The sequence below is a fragment of the Streptomyces sp. NBC_00483 genome (genome assembly GCF_036013745.1).
Taxonomy (GTDB): Bacteria; Actinomycetota; Actinomycetes; order Streptomycetales; family Streptomycetaceae; genus Streptomyces.
This window is the reverse complement of the sequence record NZ_CP107880.1, coordinates 2,118,191-2,134,866: the sequence shown is the minus strand read 5'-3', so window position 1 is coordinate 2,134,866 and position 16,676 is coordinate 2,118,191. Positions and strand designations below refer to the sequence as shown.

Below are 16,676 nucleotides of genomic sequence, written 5' to 3'. Positions count from 1 at the left end.
ACGTAGGGAGCACACGTTGGCGCGCTTGACCCGCAGACGGTTCATCGGCATCGCGGCGGCCACGGCCGCGGCGGCGGGAACCCAGATCTCGGCCGCACAGCTCGTCGCCGCCGCCACCACTGCGGTGACGGTCACGGTCACCCCCGACCCCTCGTACCGGCAGGACCGGTTCGAGGGCTGGGGCACCAGCCTGGTCTGGTTCGCGAACGCCACCGGGCACTACCCGGCCGAGATCCGCGAGAGGATCGCCGACCTCGTCTTCGGACGGGACGGCCTCGCCCTGAACATCGCCCGCTACAACATCGGCGGCGGCAACGCCCCCGACGTGCCCGACTACTTGAGGGCGGGCGGCGCCGTCGAGGGCTGGTGGAAGGCGCCCGAGGGCACCACCCGCACCGACACCGACTGGTGGGACCCCGGCAACGAGGACCACTGGAACGAGGACACCGACGCGGCCCAGCGCTGGTGGGTGGACCGGATCAAGAAGGACATCACCCACTGGGAGACGTTCTCCAACTCGCCGCCGTACTTCATGACGGTCAGCGGCTATGTCTCCGGCGGCTTCGACGCGTCGAAGGACCAGCTGAAGGAGGCGTCCGTCGACGACTTCGCCACCTATCTGGCCGGTGCGACGCGACGCCTGGAGAAGGCGCACGGCATCAAGGTGAAGACCGTCGACCCGTGCAACGAGCCCAACACCGATTACTGGGGTACCAAATTGGGAGCCGACGGCAATCCGACCGGCGGCCGCCAGGAGGGCTGCCACATCGGCCCCGGACTCCAGCAGAAGATCGTGCCCGCCCTCGACGCCGCCCTGCGCAAGGCGCGGACCGGCGCGGTCGTCTCGGCGATGGACGAGACCAACCCGACGACCTTCGTCACGAACTGGACAAGCTACCCGGCCGACGTGAAGAGCCGCGTCGCCCAGATGAACGTCCACACGTACGGCACCGGCGGCCGCACCTCCGTACGCGACCTCGCCAAGGCCGAGGGCACGCCGCTGTGGATGAGCGAGGTCGAGGGCGACTGGGGCGACGGGCAGTCCTTCACCGACATGCGGCCCGGCCTCGGGCTCGCCCAGCACATCGTCGACGATCTGCGCGAACTGGAGCCCAGCGCCTGGGTGTTCTGGCAGCCCGTCGAGGACTGGGACAACATGAAGCCCGGTGGCGAGTCCGCGAAGGGTGGCAACTGGGGCGAGGTCCAGGTCTCCTTCAGCGCGGGTCCCGACGACACTCTGGAGACCTGCCCGGTCTACACGAACACGAAGTTCGACACCGCCCGGAACTTCACCCACTACATCCGGCCCGGCGACCACCTCATCAAGACCGACGACACGAGCAGCACCGCGGCCGTCACCCGCGGCGGCGACGGCGCCACCGTCGTGCACGTCAACAGCACCACGAGCACCCGCACGGTGACGCTCGACCTGTCCAGGTTCGCGACCGTACGCCGGGGCGCGACCGTCACCCCGGTCGTGACCAGCACGGACGGCAAGCTGGCAGAGCGGGCGCCGGTCGCGGTGACGGGCCGGAAGGCCACGTTCACGGTGCCCGCGCAGTCGGTGACCACGTTCGTGATCAAGGGCGTGTCCGGGGTCGCGAAGGACGCGGCGGAGCTGCGCCGGGGACGCACCTACGAGCTGACGGGTGTGCAGAGCGGCAAGGACCTCACCGTCGCCGACGGCGGCGGCACGCTCGTCATCGGGTCAGGGACGGGCGCGGCCGGACAGCGGTGGCGGCTCGCGCAGATCAGTGGCGACGGACCCGCGAGTCGCAAGCGGCACGTGTTCACCAGCGCCGCCGACGGCAAGCGGCTCGCCGTCCGCGACGGTGCGGCGGTCGTCGAACCCGACACGGGCGAGCGCGATCCGGCCGCCCAGTGGATCCTGTCGAGCACGGGCGACGGCACGTACACCCTCGTCAACGCGGGCACGGGCCGCCTCCTGGAGGTCGGCGGGCAGGCCACGAACGAGGGTGCTCCCGTCGGGACGTGGCAGCCCAACTCCGGTTCCAATCAACGGTGGCGGGTCACCGATGTGACGTCCTGATCAGCCGCTTCTCGTGCCCCACGGCCCCGTGCCGTGGGGCACGAGCTGCTCCGAGAGCCCCTCGATGAGGGCGGCAGCCCAGCAGGAGTAGTCGTGACCTCCGGTGTAGACGTTCAGCGAGACGTCGAAGCCGCGGGCCGCCATCAGGGCGTGCAGCCGGTGCAGGTCGTCGACCATCGGTCCTTCGTTGGAGCCGACGTCCATGCGGATACGGACGTCGCCGACCGGTGCCGCGGCGGCCTGCTCGTACAGCCAGGTCTCCGCTCCTTCCGCGGGCCGCGCCGGCCGGGCCGTCATGCCGGGGCGCCACCACGTGGAGGCCGAGTGGGCGAGCACCGTGCCGAAGGCGTCCGGTCGGCGCAGGGCCGCCGCGAGCGCGGTAAGCCCGCCGAGGCTCTGCCCGCACAGCACGGTGTTCCGGGGCCCGGGCGGCCGGGGCAGATCCTTCGTCACTGCGGGCAGTAGCTCGTCGGCCAGCGTGTCGATGAAGCGCGGATCGGCGCCGAGCTGCCGCATCCGCGCCGCGACATCCGCCCCCGCCTCGATCCCGACGACGGCCATCGGCGGGATCCGGCCCGCCTCGACGGCGGCGGTGATCGCGGCCGTGATGCCGTACCGGTCGAACCACCGCTCGCCGTCGCACACGACGAGCAGCCCCGGGGCGGGGCCGGCTTCACAGGTGTCCGGCACGAACCGCCGTACGCGGTACACGGATCCGTCGGCGGTGGTGAAGCCGAGGGCCTCGCCGGGGTGCGGGCCGGCCGTCGGCGGCCACTGCGCCAGTGACGGTGCCTCGTCGAGCTCGATCAGGGAACCGAACGGCCCGCCCGCGTGCCGGTTCAGCGGGTCCACGCGGTCGTCCGGCAGCTCGCGGAACGTGCCGCTGCGCGGGCCGTCGGACGTCATGTGGGGATCGTCCGCGCCGAAGGGATGAATGCGGTAGGTGGAGCGGAGGCCCAGCGGCAGCCGCAGGCCGACGTACCAGACATCGGTGCCGTCGAGGTGGCGCATCATGCCGTGGCGTACGCGGTGCTTGTCGGTGACGCGATTGGCCAGGAGATAGACACCCTCGACGGGCCGGTCCTCCCGCCACACCACCGTGACCAGACGCACTCCCGGGAAGCCCGGAACGGGCTCGACCAACGGCGTTCCCGTACGGGCGAGTTCGCGCCAGAACCGGTCGAGCGCCGCTTGCCCGTGCGCTTTCACCTCATCCGACAGCCGAGCCAGCCGGGGGCTTTCGGGTGTCGCCGGCGCCGTCGGGTTCGTCATACGGGGTCGCCTTCCAAAGAATCGTGTGACACATGCTCAGACGTGGTGCGCCCTGCGCTCCTGCAGCAGCAGCCACGCCAGGAACAGGCCGCCCGCCACACCCGTCACCACGCCCACCGGCATCAGCGCCGAACCGGTCACGCGCTGCGTCAGCAGATCGGCCGCCGTCACAAGGAGGGCGCCCATCCATGCGGCGGGCAGGACGTTCGGCCCCGCGGCGCGGGTGACGCGGCGGGCCAGTTGGGGGGAGGCCATGGCGAGGAACGGGATCGGGCCCGCAGCGGCGACCGCCATCGCGGTCAGGCCCGTGCCCGCGCACAGCAGGATCAGGCGGCTGCGCTCCGGCGGCACACCGAGGGCGCCCGCCGTGTCGTCGCCCATCTCCAGCATCGTCAGGCGGCGGCCGAACACCATGACCACGGGGACGCAGAAGATCAGGCCGAGCGCGGCCGTCCTGGCCTCGGTCCAGCCGCGGTCGTTGAGTGAGCCGATCGTCCAGCTCGCGGCCTGGGCCGCCTTGCCGATGTCGGCGCGGATGTAGAGGAAGCTGGTCGCCGCCCCGAGCACCGCGGACACCCCGATGCCGACGAGCACGAGCCGGTAGCCGTGCACACCCCGGCGCCAGGCCAGCAGATAGACGGCGATGGCCGTGGCGAAGCCGCCGACGAGCGCGCCGAGCGCCGTCTGCGCGGCGCCCGCGTCGAGGAAGATGATGGCGACGAGCGCGCCCGCCGACGCGCCGTTGCCGAACCCGATGATGTCCGGGCTGCCCAGCGGATTGCGGGTGAGCGACTGGAAGACGGCGCCCGCCATGCCCGTCCCGAAGCCGACGAGGACCGCCACGACGGCGCGCGGCAGCCGCAGGTCGAGCACGATGAACTCGGCGCCCGGCGGCCCGTTCCCCGCGAATGTCCGCAGCACCTCCATCGGCGACAGCTCGTACGTGCCCGTCCCGACGGAGAGCACCACCAGGCACGCCGTGACCACGATCAGCGCCAGGCAGACGAGCACCGTACGCGGGTCGAAGCGGACCGAGAACCGGCCGATCCGCAGCCTTCCGCGGCGCAACTCGGCCTTGAGGGCCCGAGGTTCCTCCTTCTCCAGGGGCTCCAGGGTCTCTGGGGTCACAGCTGGGCCACCTTCCGCTGACGTACGAGGTGGACGAAGATCAGCCCGCCGATGAACGACGTGACGATGTCCGCCTGGATCTCCGAGGGCGCCACCACGACCCGGCCGATGACATCGGCCACGAGCAGCAGGGTGGGCGCGAACAGCGCGCAGTAGGGCAGCATCCAGCGGGGATCGGGTCCGGTGAACGCGCGGACCGCGTGCGGGATCATCAGGCCGACGAAGCCGATCGGCCCGCACACGGCGGTGGCGCTGCCGCACAGCAGCGTGATCGCGACGATCGACAGGACCCGGGTGCGCCGCACCGAGGTGCCGAGCGCGCGGGCGTGGTCCTCGCCGAGCGAGAGGGCGCCGAGCGGCCGGGCGAGCGCGAACGCGAGCAGCGCACCGGCGATCAGCAACGGCAGTGCGGTGAGCAGGAGTTCGGGATCGCGCTTCTCCAGCGTGCCGACGGACCAGAAGCGCATCGAGTCGAGCGTGCTCAGGTCCCACTGCTGCAGCCCGTTGACGTAGCCGAACAGGGCCGCGTTGACGGCCGTGCCGGCGAGCGCGAGACGTACCGGCGTCGCCGACCGGGTGCCACCCAGGGCGTTGACGACGATGGCGGCGACGGCGGCGCCGATCAGTGCGAACCACAGATATCCGGTGAACGACGTGATGCCGAACACGCTGATCGCGGTGACGACGGCGGCCGACGAGCCCGCGTTCACCCCGAGCAGCCCGGGGTCGGCGAGGGGGTTGCGGGTCAGCACCTGCATCACGCCGCCCGCGAGCCCGAGCGCCGCGCCCACGGCGATGCCGATGAACGTCCGGGGGAGCCGCAGTTCACGAACGATGTTGTCGTATCGGGAGCCGGACGGCGAGAACAGCCCGCTCCAGACCTGGCCGAGCGTGAGGTGCTCCGTGCCCACCGCGAGCGAGAGGGCGGCCGCCGCGAGGAGCAGCACCAGGCCGATCACGAGACCCGCGGTGCGGGGTGGGCGGCTGCGCGGCTCGGTGGCCGGGAGTTGTCGTGTTCCGCCGGGGCGGAGTCGTATCACTGCGGGCATGTGGTTAGCTTAGGCTAACCTAACTACGTCTGCTAACAATTACGTCGACAGAAAAGCCTGGGTCGTTTCCTGATGGCTCAGGCCGTTTCCGGAGGACGCAGGTCGCTTCCGGAGGAAGAGGAGACATGAGCGTCCAGTCCGTTGCCGCCCTGCCGGACCACCGGCCGGACCGCGTCACCGGTGCCCGCGTCGCGCGCCTCGAGGAGTGCATCGCCGCGGCCGACGACGCTCAACGCGCGCACATCGCCGAGGAGTTCTGGCAGGAGGCCGCCGCCCGCGGCACGCCACTCGTCGAGGAACTCGACGGCGAACCCGACCACCGGGCGGTCACCTTCCTGTGGCGCGGCCACCGCGCCACCCGGCAGGTGCTGCTCATGGTCAGCCACCTCGGCGACCGCGCCCACCTCGCGGGCTCCCTCATGGAGCAGGTCCCGGGCACCGACATCTGGCACTTCGGTCTGCGGCTGCGCGCGGACCACCGTGCCTCGTACCGGATCGCCGCCGACGTCTCGGCCAAGGAGCCGCCCGAGGACCCCGAGGTGCTGCAGGCGCGGCTGCGCTCCCTCGCCGTGCACGCGGCGCACGACCCGCTCAACCCCCGCCGCCTCCCCACCCGTTGGGGCGCGGGCGACAACTCCGTCTTCGCCCTGCCCGAGGCCCCCGCCCCGGCGTGGACCGAGCGGCGCGGCACCGTGCCCGCCGGGCGCGTCGAGCGGCACAGGATCGGTGCCGCGGCGCTGGGTGGCGACCGCGATGTACGTAACGAACGTGACGTATGGGTATATTTGCCCCCGGCTTCTTGCGGTGACACGGAACGTCCGGGTTCTCGCGGTGACACGGAACGTCCGGGTCCTCGCGGTGACACGGAACGGCTGCCCGTCCTCGTGCTCTGCGACGGCGACATGTGGTTCGGCCGCGTGGGCCTCCAGCACACCCTCGACTCGCTGATCGCCGACGGGCTGCTGCCGCCGCTGGCCGTGCTCGCGCCGGACGCCGTCGACCGGCACACCCGCAACCGTGAACTCGGCGCCCGGGACCCCTTCGTGGAGTTCCTCGCGGACGAGCTGCTGCCGTGGGCGGCGGGCCGCTGGCCCCTCGCCACGGACCCGGCGCGCACCGTCGTCGCGGGACAGAGCCTCGGCGGCCTGGCCGCCCTGCACGCGGGACGGCTGCGACCGGACCGTTTCGGCCATGTTGTCGCCCAGTCGCCCTCGCTGTGGTGGCGGCCGACCCTGGCGCCGGGCGTCGTGCAGAAACACATCATCGGCGTGCCGTGGCTCGCCGCCCGGTACGCGGAGACCGACCCCGCGCCGATCACCGTCCACCTCGACGCGGGTCTGCACGAGGGCACGATGGTCGACCACTGCCGGACGCTCTGCGACACGCTGCACTCGGCCCGCTACGAGGTCACCCGCAACGAGTTCAACGGCGGTCACGACTACGCCTGTTGGCACGTCGCGCTCGTCGACGCCCTGATCCGTCTCCTGGGCGCCGGCCCCGCCCCCGCCTAGCGCGGTCCCTCGGACTTCCCCCCACGCACCACCCCCCACGCATCACCTCTCTCATCTCATTGCCCTAAGGAGCCCTGCGAACATGTCCTCCCCGAGAATCCGCCGCGCCGCCCTGATACCGGCCGCCGCCGTCACCGGCGCCCTGCTTCTGAGCGCCTGCGGCAGCGGCAGCGGAGACGACGCCGGCGGCGCCGAGAAGGCCGGGTCCGCGTCGAAGACGCGGCAGCTCACCGACGCCCAGGGCCGCAAGGTCAAGGTGCCGAGCGACCCGAAGAAGGTCGTCGCGCTGAGCGAGCCGACCCTCGACGCGGCGCTCGCACTCGGCGTCGAGCCGGTCGGCACCACCGCGGGCCGCGGCCAGAAGGGCGTGTCCTCCTACCTCGCCGACAAGGCGTCCAAGTCGCAGGTCGTCGCGTCCGTCGCCGAGGCCGACATGGAGAAGCTCGCCGCGCTCCAGCCCGACCTGATCCTCCTCGACGAGACGACCGGCGCGAAGAAGACCGTCGACAAACTCCAGGAGATCGCGCCGACCGTCGTCACCGCGAAGCTCAACGAGAACTGGAAGACGGCCTTCACGGACACCGCGGACGCCCTCAACAAGAAGTCCGACGCCAAGAAGTGGCTCGCCGACTTCGACACGCAGGTCGCCGACACGAAGAAGAAGCTCGGCGACAACGCCGGCAAGTCCGTCTCCGTCATCCGCTGGCAGGACGGCGCCCCGTCCGTCGTCGGCAAGGGCGAGGGCCACGTCGGCTCGACGCTCAAGGCGCTCGGCATGGACCGGCCCAAGGACCAGCAGGGCGCGAGCACCGGGCACAGCGAGCCGGTCTCCCTGGAGAAGCTCGCGACCATCGACGGCGACTGGTTGTTCTTCGGTGCGCTCGGCACGGAGGCCGACAGTGAGAAGGCCTACGGCGAGGCCCAAAAGGTCACCAACTTCGGCAAGTTGAAGGCCGAGAAGGACAGCCACGTCGTCGTCATCGACGGCTCCGCGTGGAACAGCGCGGGCGGTCCGCTCGCCGCGCGGACCGTCCTCGACGACATCAAGGGGGCGCTGGCCAAGTGACCACCCCGAACACTGGTCAGGACCTGGCCGGCCGGCTCGCCCTCGTCACGGGGGCGGGCCGGGGGATCGGCGAGGCGGTCGTCGCCGCGCTCGCCGGGCGCGGCGCGCGTGTCGTTGCCACGGACCTGGATGCCGAATCTGTCGCGAAGGTCGCGGCCCCTTACGCCGGAGGGCAGGTCGTCGCCCGGGCCCTCGACGTCACCGATGCGGGAGCCGTGGAGGCGCTCGTCGGTGATGTCGAGGACACCCTCGGGCCCCTTGATGTCGCCGTCAACGTCGCCGGGATCCTGCGGGGTTCGGCCGTCGTGGACCTCAGCGACGAGGACTGGGCGGCGTGTTTCGCCGTCAATACCAACGGTGCCATGCACGTCTCCCGTGCCGTCGCGCGGCGGATGACGGGGCGCGGCGCCGGCAGCATCGTCACCGTTGCCTCGAATGCGGCGGGTATTCCGCGGAAGGGCATGGCGGCGTACGCCGCGTCGAAGGCGGCCACCGCGATGTTCACCAAATGCCTCGGCCTGGAGGTCGCCGCGCACGGGGTGCGGTGCAACAACGTCTGTCCCGGGTCGACGCTCACCGACATGCAGCGTGGCATGTGGGAGGCGGCTCCCGGGGGTGACGTGGAGGCCGGGGCGCGGTCCGTGATCGAGGGGGACCTCGCGGCTCACCGCACCGGTATTCCTCTCGGGCGCATTGCCGATCCCGGGGACATCGCGGAGGCGGTTGCGTTCCTTGCCTGCGACAGGGCTCGGCACATCACGATGCAGGACCTGTACGTCGACGGGGGCGCGACCCTCCGGGGGTGACCGGGGGTTTTTCCCCCACCCCGCCCCTTCCCGAAACCGGGGCTTCGCCCCGGGCCCCTTTGTCCTCAAACGCCGGACGGGCTTGATGGGCCCGACGGGCTTGAAAGCCCCCCACTCTTGGAGACATCCATGACCACGTCTCTGACCGGTCCGATCACGGTCAATCGTTCCGACGCACCCGTCCCCGAGCTCGTTGAGCCCGGGTCAGCCACCGCGCTCCTTGAGGAGTACGCGCCCGTCACCGATCGGTTCCTTGCTACTCCGCATCGCACTCTGCTCGGGCGGGGTGTTGTTGCTGAACTTCCGCACAGAGACGGGCCGTTGAGTCCCCGTGTGCGGGCGTTGCTCGATGCTCGGCGGAGGGCCGGGGATCCGAATCCCGTCGTGATGGGTGCGCTGCCCTTCGCCCCGGACGCGGCTCCCGCTCTCGCCGTTCCGGAGGCCGTGCGGTGGGCGCCGCCGCTGCGTGAGGACCCGCTCATCGCGCTGCCTGTGCCGTCGACCGGGGACGCCGCCGACTGGACGGTGCGCGAGGTTCCGGAGCCCGGGGTGTACGGAGCCGCCGTCGCCGCGGCCGTCGAGCGCATGAAGGGCGGTGAGTTCGACAAGGTCGTGCTCGCCCGGACGCTCGAACTGACCGCGTCCAAGGCTCCCGATCTCCCCACCATGCTGCGGCGCCTGGCCCGGCGCGACCCGGCCGGCTACACCTTCGCCGTGCCCAGCGCCCCCGGCCGTACCCTCATCGGCGCGAGCCCCGAACTCCTCGTCTCCCGCAGCGGGTCGACGCTCACCGCGAACCCCCTTGCGGGTTCCGCGCCGCGTTCCGCCGACCTCGCCGAGGACGTGCGTCGCGCCGCCGCGTTGCTGGAGTCGGCCAAGGACCTGCACGAGCACGCCGTCGTCGTGGACGCGGTGCGGGCCGCCCTCGCCCCGTTCTGCCGGACCATCGACGTCCCCGTCCGCCCCACCCTCGTACGGACGGCCGCCATGTGGCACCTGTCCACCACCGTGACTGGCGAACTCGCCGACCCCGAGCGGACGACCGCCCTCGACCTCGCCTCCGCCCTGCACCCCACCCCCGCGGTGTGCGGCACCCCGACCGACCTCGCCCGTCAAGTCATCGCGGAGTCCGAGCCGTTCGACCGCGGCGCCTATACCGGCATGGTCGGCTGGCAGAACGCGGACGGCGACGGCGAGTGGGTCGTCACCATCCGCTGCGCCGAGGCCGAGGGCCGGCTGCTGCGCCTGTTCGCGGGTGCGGGTGTCGTCGCCGAGTCCTCGCCGGAAGCCGAGACCGCCGAGACCGGCGCGAAGTTCCGTACGTTCCTGAACGCTGTGGGAGCCGCTCTGTGACCGCCAACTCCCTGACCCCCGGTCTCGACGCGCCCACCTGGCCCGCCGAGTACGCCGAGCGTTATCGCGCCGCCGGGTACTGGCGCGGCGAGACCTTCGGCGGCGTGCTGCGCGAGCGTGCCGACTCGCATCCCGATCGCGTCGCCCTCGTCGACCCCGCGCCGTCCAGACGTACCTGGACCTATCGCCAACTCGACGATTGCGTCGATCGGTTGGCCGCCGGGTTCGTGGCGCGCGGCATACGCAAGGGCGACCGCGTCGTCGTCCAGCTGCCGAACGTCGGCGAGTTCGTCGAGGTCGTCTTCGCGCTGTTCCGTATCGGCGCGCTGCCCGTGTACGCGCTGCCCGCGCACCGCGAGAGCGAGATCGCGTACTTCTGCTCCTTCACCGAGGCCGTCGCCTACGTGATCCCCGAGCGGCACGCCGGGTTCGACCACCGGGCGCTGGCGAGCAGGGTCCGGGCCGAGACGCCGACGCTGAAGCACGTGTTCGTGGTCGGGGGCGACCCCGGCGAGCACACCTCGCTGTCCGAAGTTCCCACCAAGCCAGTGGAGTTGGATGGGCCCGCGCCGCATGAGCTCGCCTTTCTCCAGCTGTCCGGCGGCACCACCGGCCGGCCCAAGCTCATCCCGCGCACCCACGACGACTACATGTACTCGCTGTGGGGCTCGAACGAGATCTGCGGCGTCGACGCCGACACCCGCTTCCTCGTCGTGCTGCCGGCCGCCCACAACTACCCGATGAGCAGCCCCGGTTGGCTCGGTGTGCTGTACGCGGGCGGCGCCGTGGTGCTCGCGCCCGCGCCCGACCCGGACACCGCGTTCCCGCTCGTCGCGAGCGAGCGGATCACCATGACCGGGCTCGTCCCGCCGCTCGCCCTCGTCTGGACCGACTCCGCGGCCGGCACCACACACGACCTGTCGACCCTGGAACTCGTCCTGGTCGGCGGCGCCAAGTACAGCGAGCAGGCCGCTCGCCGCCTCGAACCCGCCCTCGGGTGCAAGCTCATGCAGGTCTTCGGCATGGCGGAAGGACTCGTCAACTACACGCGTCTGGACGACGATCCGGAGGCGATCGTCGCCACGCAGGGGCTGCCGATCTCCCCGGACGACGAGGTCCGCGTCGTCGACGACGCCGACCAGGACGTCCCCGACGGCGGTTTCGGGCATCTGCTCACCCGCGGCCCGTACACCATCCGCGGCTACTGGCGCGCCCCCGAGCACAACGCCCGCTCGTTCACCGCCGACGGCTTCTACCGCACCGGCGACATCGTGCGGCGCACCCCGACCGGGCACCTCGTCGTCGAGGGCCGGGCCAAGGACCAGATCAACCGGGGCGGCGAGAAGATCGCCCCGGAGGAGATCGAGAACATCCTCCTCGCCCACCCCGCCGTGCACGACGTGTCCGTCGTCGGCGTCCCCGACGAGTACCTCGGCGAACGCTCCCTCGCCTACGTCATCCTGCGCGCGGACGCCGCACCTCTGAGGTCCGTCGCCGTGAAGCGGTTCGTACGGGAGCGGGGCGTGGCCGCGTACAAGGTGCCCGACCTCGTCGAATTCGTCGACGCCTTCCCGCAGACCGGCATCGGCAAGATCAGCAAGAAGCACCAGCGGTCCGCCGCCGAGCAGCACTGAGAGGTACCCCCCACCATGGCCCTGCCCGCCATCGCCGCCTACCCGCTCCCGACCACCGAAGAGCTCCCCGCGAACCGTGTCCCCTGGACCGTCGACCCGGCCCGCGCCGTGCTGCTCGTGCACGACCTCCAGCACCACTTCCTCGCCAAGTACCCGCAGGCCGAACAGCCGTTGACCGGCATGCTCGACAACACCGCCCGGCTGCTCAAGGAGAGCCGCGGGCTTGGCATTCCCGTCTACTACTCCGCGCAACGTGGCGGCCAGACCCCCGAGGAACGTGGCCTACAGCTCGACTTCTGGGGGCCCGGCGTCGCCGACGACCCCGCCGTCCTCGCCATGCCCGAGAACGTGGCACCCGAGGACGGTGACACGGTCCTCACCAAGTGGAAGTACAGCGCGTTCGTCCGCACCCAACTCGAGGAGCTGATGCGGGAGTCGGGCCGCGACCAGCTGGTGATCGTCGGCGTGTACGCGCACATCGGCGTCATGATCAGCGCCGCCGACGCGTGGATGCGGGACATCCAGGCGTTCGTCGTCGCGGACGCCGTCGCCGACTTCACGCGCGAGGACCACGACATGGCGCTGCGCTGGGCCGCGGGCCGCTGCGCCGTCGTCACCACCACCGAGACGTTCATCGAGGAGGTACGGGCAGCATGACCACGCTCACCGTTCAGAAGATCCGCGAGGACGTCGCCGACTGCCTGGGCGAGGACGACCCCGCCGAGATACCGCTCGACGAGAACCTCGTCGACTACGGGCTCGACTCCGTGCGCGTCATGACCCTGCTTGAGCGCTGGCGCAGGGACCACGGCGCCGAGGCCTCGTTCGTCGATCTCGCCGAGCAGCCGGCCATCGAGGCCTGGGTGAAGGTCCTGGGGGTGGCCGCCTCGTGACCGCACTGATCAGCGAGCCCACCGAGGCCCGCGACCTCGTGCTGCCGCTCACCTCCGCCCAGTACGGCATGTGGTTCGCGCAGGCCCTCGACCCGCTCAGCCCCGCGCAGAACACCGCCGAGTACCTGGAGATCGACGGCGAACTCGACCCGGAGCTCTTCGCCGAGGCGCTGCGCCGGGTCGTCGCCGAGGCCGACGCGCTGCGCGTCCGCGTCGAGGACACCGCCGACGGACCCCGCCAACGGGTGTGCAGCAGCGTCGAGTTGCCGCTGACCGTGCGCGAGGACCTGAGCGAGAACGAGGCCCTGGCGTGGATGCGCGCCGACCTGGCCGAGCCCTGCGACCTGGCCACTGGTCCGCTGTTCGGGCACGCCCTGTTCCGCGTGGGGGAGCGGCGCTGGCTCTGGTACCAGCGCATCCACCACCTCGTCATCGACGGCTTCGGCTACTCCCTGCTCGTCGGCCGAACCGCCGCGATCTACACGGCACTTGTACGCGGCGAGGACCCCGGCCCACGCGCCTTCGAGACGCTCGCCGACCTGCTGGCCGTCGACGCCGAGTACCGCGCCTCCGACGCCTTCGCCGCCGACCGCGCGCACTGGGGCGAGGCCTTCGCCGACCGCCCGGAGGCACCCCGGCTCGCGGGGCGCGGCGCGCTGCCGTCCCGCACCTTCCACCGCCGTACGGCGCGGATCGCGCCGGAGACGACCGAGCGGCTGAAGGAACTCGCCGCGAGCACCCGTGCCACCTGGCCCGACGTCCTCATCGCCACGCAGGCCCTCTACACCTCCCGCGGCACGGGCCGCTCGGATGTCGTCCTCGGCCTGCCGATGATGGGCCGGATGGGCTCGGTCGCGCTGCGCGTCCCCGGCATGGTGATGAACGTGCTGCCGCTGCGGCTGACCGTCACCCCGGAGGCCACCTTCACGGAACTCGTCCGCCAAGTCGTCCTCGGCGTACGGCAGGTGCGCCGCCACCAGCGCTACCGCTACGAGGACATCCGCCGCGACCTCGGCCTGCTCGGCGAGAGCCGGGGCCTCGTCGGGCCGCTCGTCAACGTCATGCCGTTCGACTATGGCGCCGAGTTCGCGGGCGCCCCGGCCCGCGCCCACAACCTGTCGGCAGGACCCGTCGACGACCTCACGGTCAACATCTACGACCGTGCCGACGGCCGCGGTCTGCGCATCGACCACGACGGCAACCCGGCCCTCTACGAGGACGAGGACCTCGCCGCGCACCAGAACCGGTTCCTCGACCTCCTCGGCCGCCTCGCCGAGACCGACCCGGGGACCCCGCTAGCCACCCATACCATCGCCACGCCCGCCGAACTCTCCCTCGTCCTCGACGAGTTCAACCGCACCGAGCGGGCCCTGCCGCCCACCACCCTCATCGGCCCCATCGAGGCGCAGGCCACCCGCACCCCCGACGCGACCGCGCTCGTGTACGACGGGACGGTGCTCACGTACGCGCAACTCAACGCGCGGGCCAACCAGTTGGCACGTCACCTGCAAGCACTGGGGGCCGCTCCCGGCCGCCTCGTCGCGGTCTCCGTGCCGCGCTCGGCCGAGCTGATCGTGACGCTGCTCGCCGTCCTCAAGTCCGGCGCCGCGTATCTGCCGCTCGACCCGGACTATCCCGAGCAGCGCCTCACGTACATGCTCCAGGACGCCGAACCCGTCTGCGCCGTCACCGATGTCGCGGACCGTCTCCCGGGCGACGCGGGCACCCCGCTGGTCGTCCTCGAAGGGCTCGACCTCTCCGCGTACGCCACCGTCGCCCCCGGCCGCGCGCTCACCCCCGCCCACCCCGCGTACGTCATCTACACCTCGGGCTCGACCGGCCGGCCCAAGGGTGTCGTCGTCCCGCACTCCGCGATCGACAACCGGCTGCGCTGGATGCAGCACGAGTACCGCATCGGGGCGGCGGACGTCGTCCTTCAGAAGACACCGTCCTCGTTCGACGTGTCGGTGTGGGAGTTCTTCTGGCCGCTGCGCGAGGGCGCGACGCTCGTCGTCGCCGAGCCCGGCGGCCACAAGGACCCGGCGTATCTCGCCCGGATCATCCGCCAACAGGCGGTCACCACCTGCCACTTCGTGCCGTCGATGCTCCAGGTGTTCCTCGCGGAACCGGACACCGCCTCGTGCGCGGGCGCGCTGCGCCGCGTCTTCTGCAGCGGCGAGGCCCTGCCCCGAGAGACGGCGAACGCCTTCGCGCGGGCGCTCCCCGGCGTGGCACTGCACAACCTGTACGGCCCGACGGAGGCCGCCGTCGACGTCACGTACCACGCGTGCGAGCCGTCCGGTACGGGACCCGTGCCCATCGGCCGCCCGGTGTGGAACACCCGCCTGTACGTCCTCGACCCGGCCGGGCAGCCGTGCCCGCCCGGCGTGATCGGCGAACTGCACCTGGCGGGACGCCAGTTGGCGGACGGCTACCTGAATCGCCCCGAGCTGACGGATGAACGCTTCGTCCCCGACCCCTTCAGTGCCTATGGGGGTGGTCGCATGTACCGCACCGGCGACCTGGCCCGCTGGACCGAACTCGGCGAGGTCGAGTACCTCGGCCGCACCGACCACCAGGTCAAGCTGCGCGGGCAGCGCATCGAACTCGGCGAGATCGAGGCCGAGTTGGCGGCGCTGGAGGGCGTCGACGGTTCGTGTGCGCTGGTCCTCGACGACCGCCTCGTCGGTTACGTGACCGGGGCCTCGCTCGACCCCTCGGAGCTGCGCACCGCGCTCTCCCGGACCCTGCCCGAGCACATGGTGCCCTCCGCGATCGTGCCGCTCGACGCGTTCCCGCTCAGCCCCAACGGCAAGCTGGACCGCCGCGAACTCCCCGCGCCCGTGTTCGAGGGAAGCGGAACGGGCCGTCGCCCGTCGACCCCGCGCGAGGAGACGCTCACCCGCCTCTTCGCCGAGGTCCTCGACGCCGAAGGGACGGGCCCCGACGACGCCTTCTTCGACCTGGGCGGCACCTCGCTGCTCGCGGTGCGGCTCGTCAACCGGGTCCGCGAGGAACTGGGCGCGGAGCTGACCATCGGCTCGCTCTTCGCATCCCCCACACCGGCGGCGCTCGCGGCCCGCATCGACGACGCGTCACCGGTGTCCACGGACGCCCTCGGCGTCGTGCTGCCGCTGCGCCGCGAGGGCTCCCGCCCGCCGCTCTTCGCGATCCACCCGGCGGGCGGCATCTCCTGGTGCTACGCGGGCCTGACCGCACGCCTCGACCGGGACCAGCCCGTCCACGCGCTCCAGGCACGCGGCCTCACCTCGGACGATCCGCTGCCGGGCACCCTGTGGGAGCAGGCGGCGGAGTATGTGGACGAGATCCGCCGGATCCGCCCGCACGGCCCGTACCGGCTCATCGGCTGGTCGGTCGGCGGCATCCTCGCGCACACGGTCGCCGTGCTGCTCCAGGAGGCGGGCGAAGAGGTCGAACTCCTCGCGCTGCTCGACGCGTTCCCCGCCGAGCAGTGGCGCGAGCGGCCCGCTCCGGAAGAGGGCGACGCGCTCACCGCGGTCCTGCGGATGGCCGGCTTCGAGCGCACCGACGAGGAGACACGCGAGGACGTCCTGGCCACGCTGCGCAAGGCGGGCAGCCCTCTCGCGGGTCTCAAGGACAGCACGCTCTCGCGGATCGTCGACATCGTGCCCAACCACGCCCGCATGATGCGCGCGCACGCACACCGCCGCTACGAGGGCGACGTCCTCTTCTTCACGGCCGCCGCCCCCCGCCCCGAGAACTGGCTGACCCGCGAGGCCTGGCGCCCGCACATCTCGGGCCGGATCACCAACCACGACCTGCCGTGCACCCACCCGGAGCTGCTCAAGGAGGAGTACGTGGAACGGATCGCGGAGGCCTTGGCGCTCCGCTTGAAGGAGTTGGACGCCTGACGCGGGCGTACCGTGCGGCAG

12 protein-coding genes are annotated in these 16,676 nt (G+C 71.8%); 9 read left to right on the top strand and 3 right to left on the bottom strand.

Annotation, left to right across the window (positions count from 1 at the left end; translation table 11 throughout):
• The first annotated feature begins 16 nt into the window (after nt 1-16).
• The gene (locus OHA73_RS09240; protein WP_327654821.1) at nt 17-2,050 is read left to right on the top strand and encodes an RICIN domain-containing protein; all 2,034 of its coding nucleotides are present in this window, start codon (nt 17-19) and stop codon (nt 2,048-2,050) included.
• Here OHA73_RS09240 and OHA73_RS09235 read toward each other — a convergent pair whose 3' ends face one another.
• Genes OHA73_RS09235 through OHA73_RS09225 form a run of 3 tightly spaced genes read right to left on the bottom strand, consistent with a single transcriptional unit; the run spans nt 2,051 to nt 5,499 of the window.
• Nucleotides 2,051-3,322 carry an alpha/beta hydrolase-fold protein gene (locus tag OHA73_RS09235; protein ID WP_327654820.1) on the bottom strand — a complete coding sequence of 424 codons (1,272 nt, stop codon included), beginning with the start codon at nt 3,320-3,322 and terminating at the stop codon, nt 2,051-2,053. It abuts the gene before it with no gap.
• Nucleotides 3,323-3,358: 36 nt separating this feature from the next.
• The gene (locus OHA73_RS09230) at nt 3,359-4,450 is read right to left on the bottom strand and encodes a FecCD family ABC transporter permease (RefSeq protein WP_327654819.1); all 1,092 of its coding nucleotides are present in this window, start codon (nt 4,448-4,450) and stop codon (nt 3,359-3,361) included.
• On the bottom strand, nt 4,447-5,499 hold the full coding sequence (locus tag OHA73_RS09225; protein ID WP_327654818.1) for a FecCD family ABC transporter permease: 1,053 nt from the start codon (nt 5,497-5,499) through the stop codon (nt 4,447-4,449). Before OHA73_RS09225 ends, OHA73_RS09230 begins: the two co-directional genes overlap by 4 nt.
• A 125-nt stretch (nt 5,500-5,624) precedes the next feature.
• Between OHA73_RS09225 and fes the strand changes: the two genes are divergently transcribed.
• The 8 genes from fes to OHA73_RS09185 all read left to right on the top strand — a co-directional run bounded on the left by fes (nt 5,625) and on the right by OHA73_RS09185 (nt 16,655).
• Nucleotides 5,625-7,010 (top strand): enterochelin esterase, encoded by a 1,386-nt coding sequence (gene fes / locus OHA73_RS09220; protein WP_327654817.1) that lies wholly within the window; start codon nt 5,625-5,627, stop codon nt 7,008-7,010.
• Nucleotides 7,011-7,092: 82 nt separating this feature from the next.
• Complete coding sequence (locus OHA73_RS09215) at nt 7,093-8,076, top strand: ABC transporter substrate-binding protein (RefSeq protein ID WP_327654816.1); 984 nt, start codon at nt 7,093-7,095, stop codon at nt 8,074-8,076.
• Nucleotides 8,073-8,882 (top strand): 2,3-dihydro-2,3-dihydroxybenzoate dehydrogenase, encoded by an 810-nt coding sequence (locus tag OHA73_RS09210; RefSeq protein WP_327654815.1) that lies wholly within the window; start codon nt 8,073-8,075, stop codon nt 8,880-8,882. The genes OHA73_RS09215 and OHA73_RS09210 overlap by 4 nt, the downstream gene beginning before the upstream one ends.
• Before the next feature lie 129 nt (nt 8,883-9,011).
• Complete coding sequence (locus OHA73_RS09205) at nt 9,012-10,235, top strand: isochorismate synthase (protein ID WP_327654814.1); 1,224 nt, start codon at nt 9,012-9,014, stop codon at nt 10,233-10,235.
• Nucleotides 10,232-11,869 (top strand): (2,3-dihydroxybenzoyl)adenylate synthase, encoded by a 1,638-nt coding sequence (locus tag OHA73_RS09200; RefSeq protein ID WP_327654813.1) that lies wholly within the window; start codon nt 10,232-10,234, stop codon nt 11,867-11,869. The genes OHA73_RS09205 and OHA73_RS09200 overlap by 4 nt, the downstream gene beginning before the upstream one ends.
• A 15-nt stretch (nt 11,870-11,884) precedes the next feature.
• Nucleotides 11,885-12,526 (top strand): isochorismatase family protein, encoded by a 642-nt coding sequence (locus tag OHA73_RS09195; protein WP_267071242.1) that lies wholly within the window; start codon nt 11,885-11,887, stop codon nt 12,524-12,526.
• Complete coding sequence (locus tag OHA73_RS09190) at nt 12,523-12,762, top strand: phosphopantetheine-binding protein (protein ID WP_267071243.1); 240 nt, start codon at nt 12,523-12,525, stop codon at nt 12,760-12,762. Before OHA73_RS09195 ends, OHA73_RS09190 begins: the two co-directional genes overlap by 4 nt.
• Nucleotides 12,759-16,655 (top strand): amino acid adenylation domain-containing protein, encoded by a 3,897-nt coding sequence (locus OHA73_RS09185; RefSeq protein ID WP_327654812.1) that lies wholly within the window; start codon nt 12,759-12,761, stop codon nt 16,653-16,655. The genes OHA73_RS09190 and OHA73_RS09185 overlap by 4 nt, the downstream gene beginning before the upstream one ends.
• Nucleotides 16,656-16,676 lie beyond the last annotated feature (21 nt).